Raw genomic sequence first — 17,252 nt, 5'->3', positions numbered from 1 at the left:
AATTACCCATGCTTTTCTGAATTTACTAATGAAGTAGCCCCCCTAAGCAGAAAGCTCACTCGACGTATTGGCATCGGACCTTGATACTGGCGATGACAAGATGACTGGAGTATAAGTTAACCAGCCATCTTTACATGTTGAGAGGTATTTATCATGCGCATTGCAATCTTCGGTGCTGGCGGCGTTGGCGGTTATTTTGGTGGCCGGATGATCGCCTCTGGCAGCGACGTCACCTTTCTTGCCCGGGGCAATCACCTGTCCGCCATCAGACAGTACGGCCTGTCGATCAAAAGCCCGCTTGGGGATATCACCCTGAAAAATGTACAGGCTGTGGAAAATATTGCCGATGCTGGCCCCGTTGATCTGGTCATCGTTGCCGTCAAACTCTGGTCTACGGAAGAGGTGGCGAAAACACTGATTCCTATCGTTGAGCAAGGCGCGTCAGTAGTGTCATTGCAAAATGGTGTCTACAAAGATGAAGCATTGCGCAAATACCTGCCCAGCGAGGCGATTATGGGGGGCGTAAGTTACATTTCTGCGGTTATTGAAGAGCCCGGTGTCATTCTTCATAAAAGTCCGTTACAGGCGCTGACCTTTGGGGAATATGATAGAACTCGATCTGAACGCGCCGTTGCGTTGCTGGATATTTGCCAAAAAGCGGGCATCGACGCGACAATCAGCGACGATATTGAACGCAAGATCTGGGAAAAGTTTGTGTTCCTGGTCGGGCTTTCAGCCAGTACCGCATCTATGCGTCAACCGATCGGCGCGATTCGTGCCAACCCAAAAAGCCGTGGATTTCTGCTGGATCTGATGAAAGAGGTGGTGGCGGTAGGCCGAGCGCGCGGTGTCGCTTTGCCGGAGGACTTCGCAGAAGACCGACTGACCTACTGTGATACGCTTCCTGCCGGAATGACGGCCTCGATGCATCACGATCTCATGCAAGGCAACCGGCTGGAGTTGCCGTGGCTGAGCGGGGGCGTAGCGACCTATGGTCGCGAGCTGGGGTTACCTACGCCCTGCAACCGGGCGGTGGAAGATATTTTAGCGCTGTACTGTGACGGACAATAGTTGTGATGGGAAATGATTGATCTTCGACAACCAACGATCGTTGGCTAGGGGCCAAAAAAACAGCATGTCGCAAGACATGCTGTTTTTCGTATTGAACGTCTGCAAAGATACGCTCAATTTTTAATATTTTGTGCGTACTTTGCGCACCTTTTTTTGAAAAAAACATCTTTTTATCAAAAAATAAGATATTTAAAGTCGATAGGCTGCATTTTCCTATAGATAGTAATTATTATAAAACTTTCACAACATAGGATGTCACAAAAAAGGATCTGCGGAAGACCCTTTTGACATTTAACTACTCGTTTGTCATTTCTGGCTCAAGCATTACTATTCAGATTCGTGATGCAGGAAATTAGGATCATCGGATGGATCTCCCTTCCCTATTACTTGGAATTTATTACCCTCTAAGTTATAGATCTGATATTCACATTTATCATCATTGGGATTTGATGCCGGAAGTAATGAACCATTCATCCATAATAAAGTACTGTTACGATAAAAAAATGGGAAATTAGAAGCCGCCCCCGTTGGTGGAGGAGCATTATCATCTTCAGAAGAATAAACCGCACAGCCTTGTGCTACACTCGGGTGGCTCATGTCGTTTTAGGTCGAAATAAACTCCGGTAGTTTTGACACAACCTTACCCGTTATTTTATCAATAATCCATCCACATAGAGGCCTGGCAGAATCACATTCATTAGGAAGGTTTTCTCCATAGTCTACATACAATCGATAATGCCCCGCAAAGTTAACTGGTTCAAGTAACTCACTCTGCATGATGTGCTTCCAGTTGCTGGAGTAGCTATTCTGCATATCAGACAAAATAACCTTTTTTGCATAAGGGCCATGATTTTCTTTAACATGATAGTCTCCAGATTGAGTCCCCCCAAAAACAAAAAAAGAAATGCTGAGTAGGAGAAAATATGACAATTTCTTATTTACTTTCATTTTTTGAAACCTCTAGCGCTTTAATCATTGAATCCGGCATTATCAATGCCCTATTCAGTCCATCTCCAGAATAATAAGTCACCCCGCCGCGATTGGCATAGCGTTTTTTATGAACTGGGCGACCATGCTTGTCTTTGATAATAAGACCATCCGATGTTCTCTCATATTCATGCGGGTCAGGACTTATTTCTTTACCTTGCTTCACACCCACCGATGCAAACTCAAGTGCACAGGCATAGGCTGCATCTTCCACACCGTCATTTCCTTCTAAATAGTTAATAATCGACTTACGCTTCACTTTGATAATATATTCCTCAAACATCCTATCTTGCATTGCCTCATCGTATAGCGCATTCACATCCAGATTCAGCCCGCGAACAATTTCCTTCATCACTGTTTTGTGCGTACTTTGCCCCACTGCGTACAACGGAGAACCCGACAGGACAAGGCTTTAAAGACAACCATATTTCCGAAAAACAGGTTGTCTTTATAGAGAGCGGTTATTTATTACTCAGGGTCGCCTTTATCTTGGTAGTTTGGGTCATCACCATGATCGACTTCGCATTCGCCGCGAAAAACAGGGATGAATTTATTACTTTTAAAGTTGTAGGTAATAATAGCGCATCTATCATCACCTTCGCCTTTTGCTGGAATGTTAGAACCCGCGATCCATAGCATAGTACTATCGGGGTAAAATATTGGAGCGAACTCATCAGGTTTCGGTGTTCCATTGTCATTATAAGAAAAATAAGATGCATTCCCATTAAACTCAGGAAGCGTCGATACTATTTCGCCTGTATGTTTATCCAGAATCCAACCACACACCCAACGGGCATCACCGCATTCTTTCGGAAGCTCTCCATTCCAGGATAAATACACTCTGTAGTGACCTGCAAAGTTAACGGACTTCTTTAGCTCACGCTGCATAATTCTTTGCCATTTTTCAGAAAACATTTTCTGTTGGTCAGTCAAGGAGAGTGCATGAGCAAACGGACCGCTGCTTTTTTGAATATCAAAATCCCCAAATTGAGGCACATCAGCCTTTGCTGCTCCAGCAACCAAGGCTAAAAAAAATAATATCCCTTTAATTTTATTTACCTGCACTTTTTGATTCCTCCAGCTTACGGATCATTTCATTTGGCATGATATGCGCTTTGTTTAATCCGTCTCCTGAATAATAGGATACGCCATCAGTCGGTGCCCATCGTCTTTTATGCATGGGGTTGTTATACTTATCTACCTTTATATGGCCTTTTTCATCTTTCTCGAATTCTTTGGAATCGCGGCTAATTTCCCGCCCTTTTTGTACACCAGCATAGGCAAACTCCATCGCCCAGGCATAAATCGCATCTTCAATACTACCATCACCCTCCAGATAATTAATGATAGGCTCGCGCTTAACCTTAATCAGATACTCCTCAAAAATCCGATCCTGCATAGCTTCGTCATACAGTGCATTGACATTCAGACTCAATGTATTTACAGCCAGTTTCAGTGTGTCCGGGATTATCTGAAAACGCCCAGTCGCGAACATGTCATGATTTTTCTGAGCAGCCATAACCTGGCTGAGGGTCATTGACGTCAAATTCGTATTGTAATGCGCCTCGGTGTGCTTCGGATAAGGATGAGCCCATGTGCAGTTATAGGCCGTGTAATCATTATTGGATTCCACATCCCCCAGCAAATCAGCAAACGGACTGTCCGCCCATCCGGTGGCTTTTGGCGCGCTGATGGCATCAAGGAACATAATCGGGTGCATATGCCACAATTCAGTCGGGAGATTGACCTTCGACTTATCAAGACCGGGCATCCACACCTCGTTTTTCAGGACTGAGTCCCAGTACTCTGCTTCGCCCGGTTCATGTTTGCGGAAGTCGCTCAGGTGCTCTTCTTCCCACATGGCATGGCTGACATAGGCCCATGCGCTGTCAAGAAATTCTTCGCAGTGTGTAAATTCACCGCCCTTTTCGTCTTTCGCTACCGGAAAACGAAAATGTAGCGGGACTGTATTTTCGGCGACCATCAACTGATGGTGATTATGGTTGTATGAATGGCTCATTCTGTATTCCTTTCAGAAAGATTTTCAGCCTCCACTTTATCCCCGTAGAAAGAATACACAACGGCTTTACTGTTATGAAAATTAACAGTAATTACATTAAGTTATGATAGGGGTGCAATTCACTTTTGCGATGAATGCATTGAAGAGTGAATTTTAAATTTCGCGGGTATAAAAATTCGATGATGCAGGCCATTTCTCAGGGGAAGAGGCGCAAAGCGTCGCTATTTTTGAGATATAAGGTATGCCCACGGCGTGACTATTCGGATGCCTGTTTCTACTGCTAGTGGTGTTGCGGGTCAGTGCCTGCGGCGACCATTGCGCTGGCTTCTGTTGCGGTAAGACGAAAAAAAACCGCAATCCCTTAGAGATTGCGGCCTGACTTACGTTTTCTGGTCTGGACTGAACCACACCGTACTGTAATTTGGTCGGCGAGAGAGGATTCGAACCTCCGACCCACTGGTCCCAAACCAGTTGCGCTACCAAGCTGCGCTACTCGCCGAATGCGGTGCGCATCTTACTGCTGCCAACGCTACGCCGTCAATCCCTTTTTTATCAAACGCATCCGTACTGATGATAAATGCAGCAGGTAGCGAAAAGACAGCCCAAATTTCCCCTCAAATGCTGCTATTGCTGCCCGGTAAACGGCACCAGTTATTCTTCTGGTTAATACCACCATCCGGCGATGTGTAACCCAGACAACCGAGAATAGAATCGAATAGCTCCTCATGGCGGTGAATTCCCCCTACCCGCTGTTGCGCCTGCAATTGTTCGAACGCCTGCCGATGATCCTGCTGCGCGAGGAATTTATCCGACGCCCAGACAATCAGCGGAACGCGGAACTGCTCAGCCGGTGCCATTTGTCGCGGCGTACCGTGAAAATGCGAGTTGGCATCGATCGACTCGCCGTGATCGGCGGCGTAGAACACCAACGCCTTCTTATCCCGTACCTGATCGATCACATTATCAATAAAGGTGTCGGTATAAAGCACGCTGTTATCAAATGCATTGATCAATTGCGACTTGGTACAGGACTCGTCAATGCCCATGCATTCCGGCGTATAGCGGGCGTATTCACGGGGATAACGCTGTGAATAGAGGTAATGTGACCCTTTGGTATGCAACACCACCAGATGTTTGCCATCGGGGTAATTCTTGAGTGATTCCTGCAATTCATTCACCAGTAGCATATCGTCCACGGACTTACCGTCATTGCGCTTTTCAGAGGCGATAATTTCACGGAATGAGAAGTTATCCGCGTTGGTGTTGTTGTAGAACCAGACTTCACTTTGCATGGCGAACAGCTCTGAACTGAAGCCCAGCGACTTCAGAACAGCAAAAATATTCTGTTCTTTCAGGGTACGCTGCGGATTGTTTTCCACACCGCCTTCACGCACGAACATACACCGCAGTGAGAGTTTGGTGGCGGTATCGCAGGCAGTACCACGGAACGCCACCAGGTTCTTTTCCTTTGACAGCAGCGGTGTCGTGTCCCGGCTATATCCCAGTATGCCCATGTGATCCCAGCGGGTGGTTTCACCAATGATAAAGACCACATAGGTGTCATCAATCCCTACCGGTGGCACATAGGTGAACTCTTTGGCCGGATCGGTCAAATCGGTGGCATCCTGACTCTCATCGTATTGGGTGTAGGCGAACAGACCCAGCGCCGCCAACCAGTTGGATGGCAAATACGAATGCGCGACCACGCCTCCGTAGCTGGGGAGATCAATATTGGTCACTTTTTCATTGACAGACTGTTCCCTGTCCAGCATCCGCAAAGGTACCCAAACCAGTGCCACCACCGCCAGCAACAGTACGAGTGGGCGGATACGCTGACCGGGCGTTTTCATCTGTTCAATGAGGGTAAAACGCAGCGTATTGCGCCAAATCAGCAAAAGCGGCAAGGCGCTGACCAGCACCATCCAAATAATAAAGTGGTAACCGATAACCTCTTTTGACAGGTCAATATCCGTCGTCATTACCGAAACAATAATGCCGTAACCGATCACAACATTAAAAAACGTCATGTAATAACTGGCGGCCACAGAAACAAGCACCAGCAATGAAGCGATGACACGATAGAACCTTTTACCGCCGAGTGAAATAATACGCATCACGAAGAAGGTAAAAAGGACGATGGCGACGATCTCGGTCACCGCTGAAATAACTTTTATACCTCGAATTCCATGGCTAAATGAGTCGAAGCGGCGGTAGAAAACAGAGACGTTCAAAAAGATCCCGATGTAAATCGCTAACAATAAAGATAATTTTTGTTGCGATAGAGTTTTAACTCTATTCATTTTGATGCCAAAACTCCGCTGGTATTAAGAACGTTCTGAAACAATCAGACACTTCCCAAGGAAAGTTGTTCATTTTCGCAGGCACTTAACGTTACTTCGATACCAATAATCAAGACATTTCTGAGACAGGAAAAAATAATTAATGTGAATAGAGACGTAATTTTGGTTAAATTCCAACCAAAATCTGGATGAGATAAAGACAATCGATCCAAAATAAACCAGCAAATACTGTCGCGGGACATTTTTTGAACAAAATGTCCCGCGAGAAAGTACAGCATCCAATAATGGAAATTTGCGCACGTATCGCTAAAGAAATTAATGCGCAAGGGGGGCGATTTTACTCCCATTTGCAAGCACCGTTGTCGGCGGAGTTTGCGGTAACAGGGCATCAGGGGCGATATCCATGTGGTTGAGGATTTGCCCCATCATTTGACCAAAAATAGGCCCCGCAACGGAACCTCCGAAGTGTTTGCCCGCTTGTGGATTATTGACCATCACCACCAGCGCCACGCGCGGATTACTGGCCGGTGCCACGCCTGCCGTATAGTTGATGTAGCCGCCATCGTATTTACCGCTGGCACCCATTTTTTCTGCGGTCCCCGTTTTAATCGCCAAACGATAGCCCGGCACGGCGGCGCTGAGACCACTGCCGCCGGGCAGCGCATCGCTCTCCATCATATGCACCACCGTCTGCACCACATCCTGCGACACTACCCGAACGCCCATCACTGGCGGCGTAACTTTGGTAATCGACAGAGGGCGATAGATACCCATCGCACCAATGGTCGCGTATTCACGTGCGATTTGCAGTGGCGTCACCCGCAGGCCATAGCCAAAGGAAAAGGTCGCGCGCTCGATGTCAGCCCAGCGCTCACGGTGCAGCGGGAAATAGCCGCTGCTCTCGCCACCGATACCGAGATCGGTCGATTTACCCAGGCCAAAAGCCTGATAAAGCTGAACCAGCACCTGTGCGGGCATCGCCAGCGCAATATGCGAAACAGCAATGTCGCTGGATTTTTGCAGCACGCCAGTGATCGTCAGGGCAGGCCAGTGGCCCACATCACGAATCAGGTGGCCATTGACGGTGTAGGGATGGGTATCCAATACCGAATCGGGGCGAATCATATGGCGTGACAATCCGGCCATCACCACCAGCGGCTTCACCGTCGAACCCGGTTCGAAGCTGTCACTGATCGCCACATTACGCATGTCTTTCGCCTGCGCACCGGCATAATTGTTCGGGTTGTAAGACGGATAAGAGGCCATGCCGAGAATTTCACCGGTATTCACATCAACCAGCACGGCAGCACCGGATTCGGCCTGATTAAGCAGAACTCCCGTCCTTAAACGCGAATACAGGACATACTGCATAAAGCTGTCGATACTCAACGTCACCGTCGGTGGCTGTTCCGGCGCGATCTCTTGCAGAATACCGATCACATTGCCATGTCCATCCTGTCGGTATTCACGCAAACCGGGCTTACCTTCCAGCAACGTATTGAAACCTTTTTCAATCCCGTTCAGCCCCTCATTGTCAGTACCCACAATACCTACCAGATTGGCGGCAGCCTCACTCATAGGGTAATAACGGCTATCGTCGTGCTGGCTGCTGATGCCACCGAGATGCAATTGCGCAATGTCACTGGCGATGCCAGATTCGACTTTACGCCCCAAATAAACGAATCGTCGATCAGGGTCGCTGGTGAGGGTTTGTTGCAATTGCGACAAAGGCACGTCGAGCGCTGAGGCCAGATACTGCCATTTGGGACTGTTCAGGTCGCTTTGCAACTGCAAAATCCGGAACGGGTCGGCGATAATATCGCGGGACGCGACGCTGAGCGCCAGAGGATGTCCATTGCGATCGGTAATGGTCCCACGATCGGCAGGAATCACCGAAGAACGCAGCGAACGCTGATCGGCCTGACGCTCAAGCATCGGCGTGTTCATGAGCTGCAAATAGCCCACGCGCCCGAGCAAAACCACCATGCACAGCACAATGCCCAGGCAGATCAAAGTGAAACGCTTGGTGTAAAAATGGGGTTGTACGTTATTTTTCTTATGTGTCGGCATGTTTTTTATAAATCAACATAACGGTGGTTTCGCCTTGATGCAGTGACAGGCAGTACTGAACAAATAGTGCTGACGCAACATATGCGAAAAAAAGATGAATATCCCCACGCAGGCAGTGGTTTCATCAGTCTGATTGGTAATGACTTTTACCCCTGATTTCATCTTATAATAAGCGTCCGGCAGGGTATGTTTATTTGGATTGCGGTTTGTAAGTAAATACTTATTCATCACCGCATTTTTTTATGCCAAAAGGTAAATAAAAACCCCGCCAATGATGAGGCAGGGTTTGAGGGCACGCGGAGGGAATAAAACCCTCAGTCACAGCGGGATAGCGACATTATTTAATATTCAGCGTGACGTCGATGTTGCCACGAGTTGCATTGGAGTAAGGGCATACGATGTGGGCTTTTTTGACCAGATCTTCCGCCACACTGCGTTCCAACCCTGGCAGGCTGATATCGAGTTGGACTTCAATGGCGTAACCCGTCGGGACTTGACCAATGCCCACTGCACCTTCAATTTGCGCATCGGCTGGAATCTTCACTTTCTCTTTTGCTGCTACGGCTTTCAGTGCGCCGAGGAAACAGGCTGAATAACCCGCAGCAAACAGTTGCTCAGGATTGGTGCCTTCACCACCTGAACCACCCATATCTTTCGGTACACTCAGTTTGATATCCAGCACACCGTCAGAGGACACAGCACGTCCATCGCGACCACCAGTAGCTTTTGCATGTGCTCGATAAAGGACTTTTTCAATAGACATAATACGTTCCTTTTATACCCTAATAATTCGAGTTGCAGGAAGGCGACAAGCCCGTGAATCCCCAGGAGCATAGACGACTATGTGACTGGGGTGAACGGGCGCGGTCAACGCACCAGCAGCTTGAAGTATGACGGGTAGATGATTGATTGGTTCGGTTCTACCTTAGCGCACGATTAAATCGCACACGGTTTAATAATAAGAAACTATCACCAATAGGGTTAATAACATTGCGGGATCGTCCTAAAAAGTAGGTTTATCGTCAGATCCGTTCTATCTTAAAAATGAGCAGAGTGAACGTATGAGCCGTATTTTTCCGGCCTTTGCAGAGGCAAACCCAGAGAGAAATTCATGACGACGTTAACCGATCGCGCCCAGCACTACGCCAGTAAAGCGCACGCCAGTATCGACCAACGGCGCAAATACACTGGCGACCCCTATATTGTGCATCCGCAAGCGGTCATGGAGATCGTTCGCAGCGTTCCGCACACCGAAGCCATGCTCGCCGCCGCCTGGTTACACGACACCGTCGAAGACACGCCGATCACGCTCAACGACGTGATCAACCATTTTGGTGAAGAAGTGGCCACGCTGGTTGAGATGCTAACCAATCCCGCCACTCGTCCAGACGATAACCGCATACAGAGCAAAAACCGCGATCGCCACCATATGGCACAGGCTTCACCCGACGCAAAGACCATCAAACTGGCCGATCTGATTGATAACCTGCGCTCAGTCCTGACCTACGACGTCGAGTTTGCGAAAACCTACCTCATTGAGAAACGCTTGCAACTTGAGGTATTGAAAGAGGGTGATGCAACGCTGTGGAACCATGCGCGGCAAATCATTGACGAGGGTTTGCAGCGTCTGCACCAGCCGCCGCACAACGTTCCGGCAGCCTGGTTCAGTGACATAGAACGCGCCTATCTGGATGGTGATGTGACGTAATGATTACGCCCCTTTTTGTCCGTTGCGTGTGCACCACTGGTAGCGATTTAATTACCGCTACCCTTAAAAACGCTGCCATTAAAAACAAAGAAGCCGCTACACATCAGCGGCTTCTTACTGTTTGCGGAACTACGCTTAACTGCGGATTTTACGGTAAATGAACAATACAACCAGCGAGCCAATTACCGCGACGATAAAACTGCCGAAATTGAAGCCGTCAACACGACCAAATCCGAAGAAGGTACTGATATAACCACCGACCACGGCACCAATAACACCCAGGATCACGGTCACAATAAAACCACCACCATCATTGCCAGGCATAATCCATTTCGCCAATATACCGGCGATCAGACCAAAAATAATCCAAGATAAAATTCCCATATACTCCTCCGAATTCTTTTTCCATTACCGTAAACGATGTTCAGCCAAGTCAGCCAAACAACTGCAGAATATTTCACTACCCTGCTTCGCTAACTTTGTGTGAGATCTCTGGCCTGTCATTTCTGACAAGCAATTCAAGTCTAGCAGAGGTAGAGAAAACCGCACAAAATCAGCATCAAAAGACGATAAATAGAAAAAGTCGGTTGGCCACAGCAAAACGCTGAGAACCACTCGCGCGATACTCATGTTCAGGTGTTATCGCGCTTCAATCACATTCTTGCGCATCACATAATTCTCGAGATGGATGTCGCCAATCTCCGCCCTATTTGGGGTAATCACCGTGAAACCCCATTTCTCAAAGAAAGGTCTGGCGGTCAGGCTCACCCAGGCATGTAACGACAGAATGTCATTCTGTCCGGCCCATTGATGAATCTGCTCCATCAGCGCGTTACCCACGCCCTGACGCCCGTATTCTGCCGAAACGAAAAAGTGGTCGATAAGCCCCGAAGGTTGGACATCGCCGTACCCTACAATCACGCCATCCCTTTCAGCAACGAACGGCGATAAGCTTCTCATTTTGGCTTCCCAGGCCAGCGGATCGCGATTGTCAGCCAGCCAGGCATGGATTTGTTCGGCGGTGTAATCACGTACTGCCGTGCCTGCAACCGCGCTGTGGAATACTTCGAGTAACGCGGCTTCATCGCCGCGTCTGAAATGTCGGATCTGGATCATTGGATACGGTTATTCTTTTTTTTGCGACAGTGAAATCCACGCTTGAACAGATTTCCGCTGCCATTGATAGTTGGCATAAGTTTTTAGCTTCTCTGGCACCGCGTCGCCATTTATCACCAGGCGATTAATCATCAGTGCCAGATCTGTATCAGCTATACACCATTTGCTGAATAAGTTTTGCTGCCCATCCGCCAGAATGTGATCCACCGCAGAAATCAATTTCGCCGCAGCCCGTTTTCCATCATCGGTTAATGGGCCACCTTTCAAGCCGGCAAAAACGACGTCTGTAGGTCGCTCATTGCGAATGGCCTGCAAATCGCTGCGTAACCATGCCTGAATTTCACGCGCCTTGGCACGTTGCTGCAATGCCTCGGGATAGAGTGACGCAAACTCAGGGGCAGGAAAACGTTCTTCAAGATATTCATCGATAGCGGAAGATTCTGACAGGGTAAATTCCCCATCAATGAGTGTAGGAACCCGACGCGTTAAGGAAACGGCGGTGTAGGCTTCCTGCAAATTCTCTTGGCTGGCGAGATCGACGGTTTCCAGCTCAAAGACAATCCCTTTTTCTTGCAAAGAAACAAAAGCAGACAAGGCATAGGGACTGAAGAAATTACTGTCCGTGAACAATGTCAAAACCGGTTGGGACATGATGGCACCTCGGTGGCAACTAATGGCAAAGTCGTGCGATTAACATAGCGTAAAATTGTCGAATAACCACGCAACAACGGAATGTTTTCTCCGTTTTTGTATAAGATTGATCATTATGATCACGCTACGATCACACTACGTCTTGCGAATAAGGATAGTTATGCCAGATATAGCACAATTTATAACCGATTATGGCTACTGGGCGCTGTTTATCGGTTGTCTGGCCGAAGGCGAAACCGTTACCTTATTGGGCGGAATTGCTGCCCACCACGGGCTACTCAACCTGCCGTGGGTATTGGGCGTGGTGGCTTTGGGCGGATGTCTTGGCGATCAAATTCTCTATTTTGTCGGTAGAAAGTTTGGTCCGCGCATTTTGAAAAAACTTCATCGGCGGCAGCATCAGATCAGACGAGCGAACCAGCTTATCAATCACCATCCCATGATGTTTGTGCTTGGCGTCAGATTTATGTACGGCTTCCGTATTCTTGGCCCTTTGATTATTGGTGCCAGTAAAATGCCCCCGTCACGTTTTGTCCCAGTCAATATTCTTGGTGCCTGTTTATGGGCCATTATTTGGGTGTTATTGGGATACTTTTTTGGTCATATGATGCAATCACTGCTCGGCTCGATTGATAAGAAGGTTTCGGGCATTTTCTTTTTGATCGCCGCCATCGTGATTGTTCTGATTGCAAAGCTGGCTTTCGGACTGTGGGATAAAAAAAGCGATAAGTAGTATCAGGCACAATGGTTATTTATAACGCGATGGTTATCTATAACTCAATGGATAACTGTAACTCTATGAATAACTATAAAATAGTGTTCACTGTTATCATTCGGCGAGCGCCTAAATAGCGATCCAGCCAGAAATCATCATTCAGGTAACTGATGCGGATATCTTTTCCAGTACGCGGTGCTTCAATAAATTTGCCCTTTCCGAGATAAACACCAACATGATCCGCTTCTTTCTGGGATTTTATCGCAAAGAAGATCAGATCACCGCGGCGCAACTGTGCCTTGGTCACCCGAAGACCTTGTTTGAAACGATACATTTCATTGGCGGTGCGCGGTAATTTTACCGTCAGAAGTGGGTTGTAGGCGTAATACACCAAACCACTGCAATCAAAACCGGACAACGGTGATTCACCGCCCCAGACATAAGGTTTACCCAATTGTTGTAGCAAGCGCTCAAGCACTGTTTGCGTAATTCTCTGTAGATAATTTGCCTCGCCCGACATTAAATTGGTATCGGCGATATCTACCTCCTCAGCATTCAGCGCAGGAAAAAACCATTGCGCGTTGGCTCGCAATAATTGACGGTTCCTGGCACGTTTTTGCGCCGACGCGTGGTTTTGTATTGATGCTTGCTCTTGTATTGATCGTTGTTCTTTTTCCGATGATCGTCGGGGAAAATTCGCTGAATGATTTCCCTCGACTGATTTGGCATTAACCTTGCTCGTTTTTTGTAATAATACGTTCCGGTTATGGATCCTCTGTCTGGCGGCAATGCTTAGAGACTTCTTTTTGGCTGACGCAGGAGACTTTTTGATGAGAGTGGCGGCCTGAGCGTGGGTAATAGTTGCAACCATGCCATAAAGTAACGTCAACAATAAGGCTCCTTTTAATATCACGACCACAAATGCGCTTCTTTTTCTCCGAACGGGAAGTTCCACTCTCAGCGCCCGCATGGCTTTCTCCTTTAGTCCATATATCGCGAGGATTTCAACTCTCTTTACTCGCCAATGCGCTTTACTCGTTAATTCGGCAACGGCGGTAATTGATTTTCCAAATGCTTCGTCATGGGTTTAATAACTTTTTCACCATGCTTGCCAAAAAATTGATAGAGGGAGTCGGCCGCTGTTTTGGTCAACACCATAATCTCTATACGACGATTGGCAGCAGCATCCGGGCGTTCTGTATCCAATAACATTTGGTCCGACATCGCATTGACCTGCAAAATTTTGCCTTCACCAAGCCCGGCATTTTCCAGAACTTTGCGTGCCATCAGTGCGCGATCACCCGATAAATTCCAGTTATTGTAAACGTTCTTTTTTTTGTAATGGAGAGCGTCAGTGTGCCCTGTGATAATGATTTTGTTATCAATACCGTTCAATGTTGGTACCAGTTTTTGTAATAGCTTTGAAAAGAACGGAGTTATTGCAGCACTGCCCCGCAAAAACATCTCCCGCTCATCATTATCCTGAATTAAAATTCTTAACCCTTGCGGGATAATCTCTATATGAAGATTCGCCGCCATATTACTTTCTTGGGCAATAAGATTGATAACATCCGCCAGTTGTCTTAGCTCATTGACGGATTGTTTAAGGGTGAATATATCGTCCGGATCGTATGCCGCTTTATTGAGAGACTTCAGCGAACGACGCAAATTGTCTGCATTGAGTTCTCGCTGACTCTCAGGCTCAGCGACTTTTGAAGTTGGCATCTTTATGGGTTTGGCAATCACTGCGGTCTCATTTTTCCTGCCAATCTCACTTAATGGCGAGAAAGGATTGCCCGAAAAAATCGACTGATTATTCAGCGCCTGAACGATAGCTTCACGCTCTTTGGGGGTTACAGCATTAATAATCAACTTTATCGTCGTCACAAAAGGTGCCGAGCGTATTTCTGAAGTTTCTGCGCGCTTTACGCTGGATGCCATGCCGGGTAAGCAAATGGCGATTGATGCCGATCTCAATGCAGGACTGATTAATCAGGATCAGGCTCGGGCACGCAGGAAAGAGATCGCCAGCGAAGCCGATTTTTATGGTGCAATGGACGGCGCGTCTAAATTTGTTCGCGGTGATGCAATCGCTGGAATGATGATTCTGACCATCAACTTGATTAGTGGGATATGCATCGGTATTTTCAAATACGATCTCAACGCCAGCGCGGCTTTCCAGCAGTATGTCCTATTGACGATCGGGGATGGTCTGGTCGCACAAATTCCTTCACTGCTCTTATCCAGCGCGGCTGCAATCATTGTTACGCGAGTAAATGATAGTGGTGATATGTCCACTGAGCTCAAGCGCCAGCTTTTGGCTACTCCCGCCATTCTTTACAGCGTTGCCTGCGTGATGTTCATTCTGGCGATTGTGCCCGGTATGCCCCATCTGGCGTTTCTCTCTTTCACCGCTATCCTGATTTTCGCGGCGTGGCGGCAGGGTTTATTGCCAAAAGCGGCAAATAACGATGTCCAGAATCTGGCAAAAATCAGCAAGGCAATGTCTGAGGATATCGATCAAGCCATCAATTGGGAGAGCATCCCACTGATTGAGCCAATGAGCATCAGCCTGGGGTATAAGTTGGTGATGTTGGTTGATAAATCCAAAGGCAGCCCGCTGACTCAGCGCATACGTGGCGTGCGGCAGATTGCTTCCGAGACTTTCGGTATTTTATTGCCTGAAATCCGCATCCGGGAAAATTTCCGCCTTAAACCCACGCAATACACTATTTCCGTGAATGGGATCCAGCAAGCAAAAGGGAATATACCGGCCGATAAGCTTATGGCACTGCCATCCAGTGAAACATATGGTGAAGTCGAAGGTATTCTTGATAACGATCCCGCTTATGGCATGCCAATCACCTGGATAAATGTCGATCAGAAAACGCGGGCACTGAATCTCGGATATCAGGTTGTCGATTGCGCCAGCGTCGTCGCGACACACGTGAATAAAATCATCCGGCAGAATATTCCCGATTTATTTCATTACGATGATATTACGTTGCTGCATAACCGACTTTCATCGCTGTCGCCCAAATTGGCAGAGGATTTGAGTAATGCGCTGAATTACAGCCAATTGTTGCGTGTTTACCGTTTACTGTTGCTTGAAGGCGTCTCTCTGAAAGATATTGTGGTCATTGCCACTGCGTTATTGGAAAGCATTGCATCCGTCAAAGACCCGCTGTTGTTGGTGGCCGATGTGCGGTTTGCCCTACGACGCAGTATCGTCAGCAGTTTGGCTCATCAGGATGAACTTTCCGTCTATACCCTACAGAATGAACTGGAAACGCTGCTGCTCGGTGCGCTCAACCAGGCTCAGCAATCGGGGAAAGTGGTACTTGATAGCATTCCTATTGATCCTAATCTGATGAGTCAATTTCAGGAGGCCATGCCCAAAGTAAAAGAGCAGATGAAAGCACTGGGTAAAGAGCCCGTATTACTGGTTGCTCCCTCGCTACGTCCTTTGCTGGCCCGCTATGCGCGCCTCTTTTCACCGGGTCTGCACGTGCTCTCTTTCAATGAAGTGCCAGATGATCAACGCCTTACCATTGCCGGATATCTCGCATGAGTCAGTGCACCGGAGATGTTGCTGCTTGATGAGGATGGCATTGGCTGAATTGGAGGGACATCGGATATTTGGGGCAAGTTGACGAGTATATCGTGAATACGATGGATTGCTAAGTAGTCATTAGTCGTTCCGCGATCTGTCTCGACAAAATTAAAACATCGTTCCATTTATGAATAGATGTTTGCTATTCTGCTCCAGTCAGGGTGAAAAACCGTATATCGTTGGAGTTCTTATGTCTAAAAAAGTGGCTGTGCTGCTTGCAGAAGGATTTGAAGAAGCAGAAGCAGTGATCGTTGTTGACGTTTTACGACGGCTGAATATAGATGTCGTAAAACTGTCCTGCCAGGATCGTCTTGAACTGCGCACTTACCATAATATCCGCATGTTTGCGGATGTGCTGTTAGAAAGACAAATGGATACGTTGTTTGACGCGGTGGTGATCCCTGGAGGTCCACAAGGAACGGTCAATCTGGCGGCAAACCCGATGGTCGTTGAGTTTATTCGTCGTCATGACGAAGCGGGCAAGCTGATCTGCCCGATTTGCTCTGCAGCAGCGCGCGTATTAGGCGGAAACAAGCTATTGAAAGGGCGTAAATACGTCTGTTCAGGCGACCTTTATCAGTACTTTGATGATGGTGTTTATGTCGATCAAAAAATCGTTGAGGATGGTAATCTGATCAGTGCCAAGGGTCTGGGCGTCGCATTCGATTTCGCGTTTCATATCGGTTACCGCTTGACTGGCGATCGTGAAGATACCGACTTCCAGGTTGAACATATCTATTACGACTCTTGGCGCACTCCGAAATAAATTTAAATATAAGCTCTAATTATTCAATGTAATAAATACATTTTCCCGCGCGATATTTCATTGTTATCGCGCTTTTTGCTTTATGTTGCATTTCATCATTTAAAAAATCCCTCTTATCGGGAAACCGGTTGCCGCGATCACATAAATAAAGAATCGTAACCCCAGTAGCAAATTTCTCAATGGTGAAGCTACCCAACCTCGATTACACCAATAGCACACTTCTGTTTTTATCGAT

General features: G+C 47.5%; 17 protein-coding genes, 1 tRNA gene and 1 pseudogene. 5 read left to right on the top strand and 14 right to left on the bottom strand.

Going from position 1 to position 17,252, the window contains the following annotated elements; genetic code table 11:
• Positions 1–153 precede the first annotated feature (153 nt).
• Positions 154–1,071, top strand: a complete 918-nt coding sequence (locus DRI82_RS07685; RefSeq protein ID WP_114192918.1) for a ketopantoate reductase family protein — start codon at positions 154–156, stop codon at positions 1,069–1,071.
• A 327-nt stretch (positions 1,072–1,398) separates the two neighbouring features.
• Here DRI82_RS07685 and DRI82_RS23800 read toward each other — a convergent pair whose 3' ends face one another.
• The 9 genes from DRI82_RS23800 to DRI82_RS07640 form a co-directional block, all read right to left on the bottom strand.
• Positions 1,399–1,668 (bottom strand): hypothetical protein, encoded by a 270-nt coding sequence (locus DRI82_RS23800; RefSeq protein WP_157968025.1) that lies wholly within the window; start codon positions 1,666–1,668, stop codon positions 1,399–1,401.
• Positions 1,669–1,674: 6 nt separating this feature from the next.
• On the bottom strand, positions 1,675–2,019 hold the full coding sequence (locus DRI82_RS07680) for a hypothetical protein (RefSeq protein WP_114192917.1): 345 nt from the start codon (positions 2,017–2,019) through the stop codon (positions 1,675–1,677).
• Positions 2,006–2,410 carry a hypothetical protein gene (locus DRI82_RS07675; RefSeq protein ID WP_114192916.1) on the bottom strand — a complete coding sequence of 135 codons (405 nt, stop codon included), beginning with the start codon at positions 2,408–2,410 and terminating at the stop codon, positions 2,006–2,008. Before DRI82_RS07675 ends, DRI82_RS07680 begins: the two co-directional genes overlap by 14 nt.
• A 116-nt stretch (positions 2,411–2,526) precedes the next feature.
• A complete protein-coding gene (locus tag DRI82_RS07670) occupies positions 2,527–3,123 on the bottom strand; it encodes a hypothetical protein (protein WP_114192915.1) in 597 nt (198 codons plus the stop codon).
• Positions 3,110–4,042 (bottom strand): hypothetical protein, encoded by a 933-nt coding sequence (locus DRI82_RS07665; RefSeq protein ID WP_211317641.1) that lies wholly within the window; start codon positions 4,040–4,042, stop codon positions 3,110–3,112. The genes DRI82_RS07670 and DRI82_RS07665 overlap by 14 nt, the downstream gene beginning before the upstream one ends.
• A 458-nt stretch (positions 4,043–4,500) precedes the next feature.
• Positions 4,501–4,577: transfer RNA gene (locus DRI82_RS07660), tRNA-Pro, on the bottom strand.
• Between the two features lie 115 nt (positions 4,578–4,692).
• Positions 4,693–6,378 (bottom strand): kdo(2)-lipid A phosphoethanolamine 7''-transferase, encoded by a 1,686-nt coding sequence (eptB, locus tag DRI82_RS07655; protein ID WP_114192914.1) that lies wholly within the window; start codon positions 6,376–6,378, stop codon positions 4,693–4,695.
• A 315-nt stretch (positions 6,379–6,693) separates the two neighbouring features.
• Positions 6,694–8,448 (bottom strand): penicillin-binding transpeptidase domain-containing protein, encoded by a 1,755-nt coding sequence (locus DRI82_RS07650; RefSeq protein WP_114192913.1) that lies wholly within the window; start codon positions 8,446–8,448, stop codon positions 6,694–6,696.
• Positions 8,449–8,785: 337 nt separating this feature from the next.
• Complete coding sequence (locus DRI82_RS07640) at positions 8,786–9,211, bottom strand: organic hydroperoxide resistance protein (RefSeq protein WP_114192911.1); 426 nt, start codon at positions 9,209–9,211, stop codon at positions 8,786–8,788.
• Between the two features lie 348 nt (positions 9,212–9,559).
• Between DRI82_RS07640 and DRI82_RS07635 the strand changes: the two genes are divergently transcribed.
• Positions 9,560–10,156: an HD domain-containing protein gene (locus tag DRI82_RS07635; protein ID WP_114192910.1), complete on the top strand. Its 597-nt coding sequence runs from the start codon at positions 9,560–9,562 to the stop codon at positions 10,154–10,156.
• Between the two features lie 135 nt (positions 10,157–10,291).
• Here the strand turns inward: DRI82_RS07635 and DRI82_RS07630 are convergent, their stop codons facing one another.
• From DRI82_RS07630 to yfcF, 3 genes are all read right to left on the bottom strand, one after another.
• The gene (locus tag DRI82_RS07630) at positions 10,292–10,540 is read right to left on the bottom strand and encodes a GlsB/YeaQ/YmgE family stress response membrane protein (protein ID WP_114192909.1); all 249 of its coding nucleotides are present in this window, start codon (positions 10,538–10,540) and stop codon (positions 10,292–10,294) included.
• 255 nt (positions 10,541–10,795) lie between these two features.
• Positions 10,796–11,272: a GNAT family N-acetyltransferase gene (locus DRI82_RS07625; protein WP_211317640.1), complete on the bottom strand. Its 477-nt coding sequence runs from the start codon at positions 11,270–11,272 to the stop codon at positions 10,796–10,798.
• Positions 11,273–11,281: 9 nt separating this feature from the next.
• Complete coding sequence (gene yfcF, locus DRI82_RS07620; protein ID WP_114192908.1) at positions 11,282–11,923, bottom strand: glutathione transferase; 642 nt, start codon at positions 11,921–11,923, stop codon at positions 11,282–11,284.
• A 160-nt stretch (positions 11,924–12,083) separates the two neighbouring features.
• On the opposite strand from yfcF, the gene DRI82_RS07615 reads away from it, so the two are divergent.
• Complete coding sequence (locus tag DRI82_RS07615; RefSeq protein WP_114192907.1) at positions 12,084–12,656, top strand: DedA family protein; 573 nt, start codon at positions 12,084–12,086, stop codon at positions 12,654–12,656.
• 73 nt (positions 12,657–12,729) lie between these two features.
• Here the strand turns inward: DRI82_RS07615 and DRI82_RS07610 are convergent, their stop codons facing one another.
• Both DRI82_RS07610 and DRI82_RS07605 read right to left on the bottom strand, forming a co-directional pair.
• Entirely contained in the window at positions 12,730–13,608 is an 879-nt protein-coding gene (locus tag DRI82_RS07610) for a C40 family peptidase (RefSeq protein ID WP_114192906.1), read from the bottom strand.
• A 68-nt stretch (positions 13,609–13,676) separates the two neighbouring features.
• On the bottom strand, positions 13,677–14,525 hold the full coding sequence (locus DRI82_RS07605) for an OmpA family protein (protein WP_157968033.1): 849 nt from the start codon (positions 14,523–14,525) through the stop codon (positions 13,677–13,679).
• Between DRI82_RS07605 and DRI82_RS07600 the strand changes: the two are divergent.
• Together DRI82_RS07600 and DRI82_RS07595 are read left to right on the top strand one after the other, a co-directional pair.
• Positions 14,491–16,209 (top strand): annotated as a pseudogene (locus DRI82_RS07600) (flagellar biosynthesis protein FlhA); the annotation flags it as partial. The gene DRI82_RS07605 and the pseudogene DRI82_RS07600 sit on opposite strands and share 35 nt — an antisense overlap.
• 232 nt (positions 16,210–16,441) lie before the next feature.
• The gene (locus tag DRI82_RS07595; protein WP_114192904.1) at positions 16,442–17,017 is read left to right on the top strand and encodes a DJ-1/PfpI family protein; all 576 of its coding nucleotides are present in this window, start codon (positions 16,442–16,444) and stop codon (positions 17,015–17,017) included.
• The last annotated feature ends 235 nt before the right edge of the window (positions 17,018–17,252 follow it).

This window comes from Edaphovirga cremea (assembly GCF_003332275.1).
Lineage (GTDB): Bacteria > Pseudomonadota > Gammaproteobacteria > Enterobacterales > Enterobacteriaceae > Edaphovirga > Edaphovirga cremea.
Note: the sequence above shows the minus strand (reverse complement) of the source record. Positions and strands in the feature narration are given on the sequence as shown.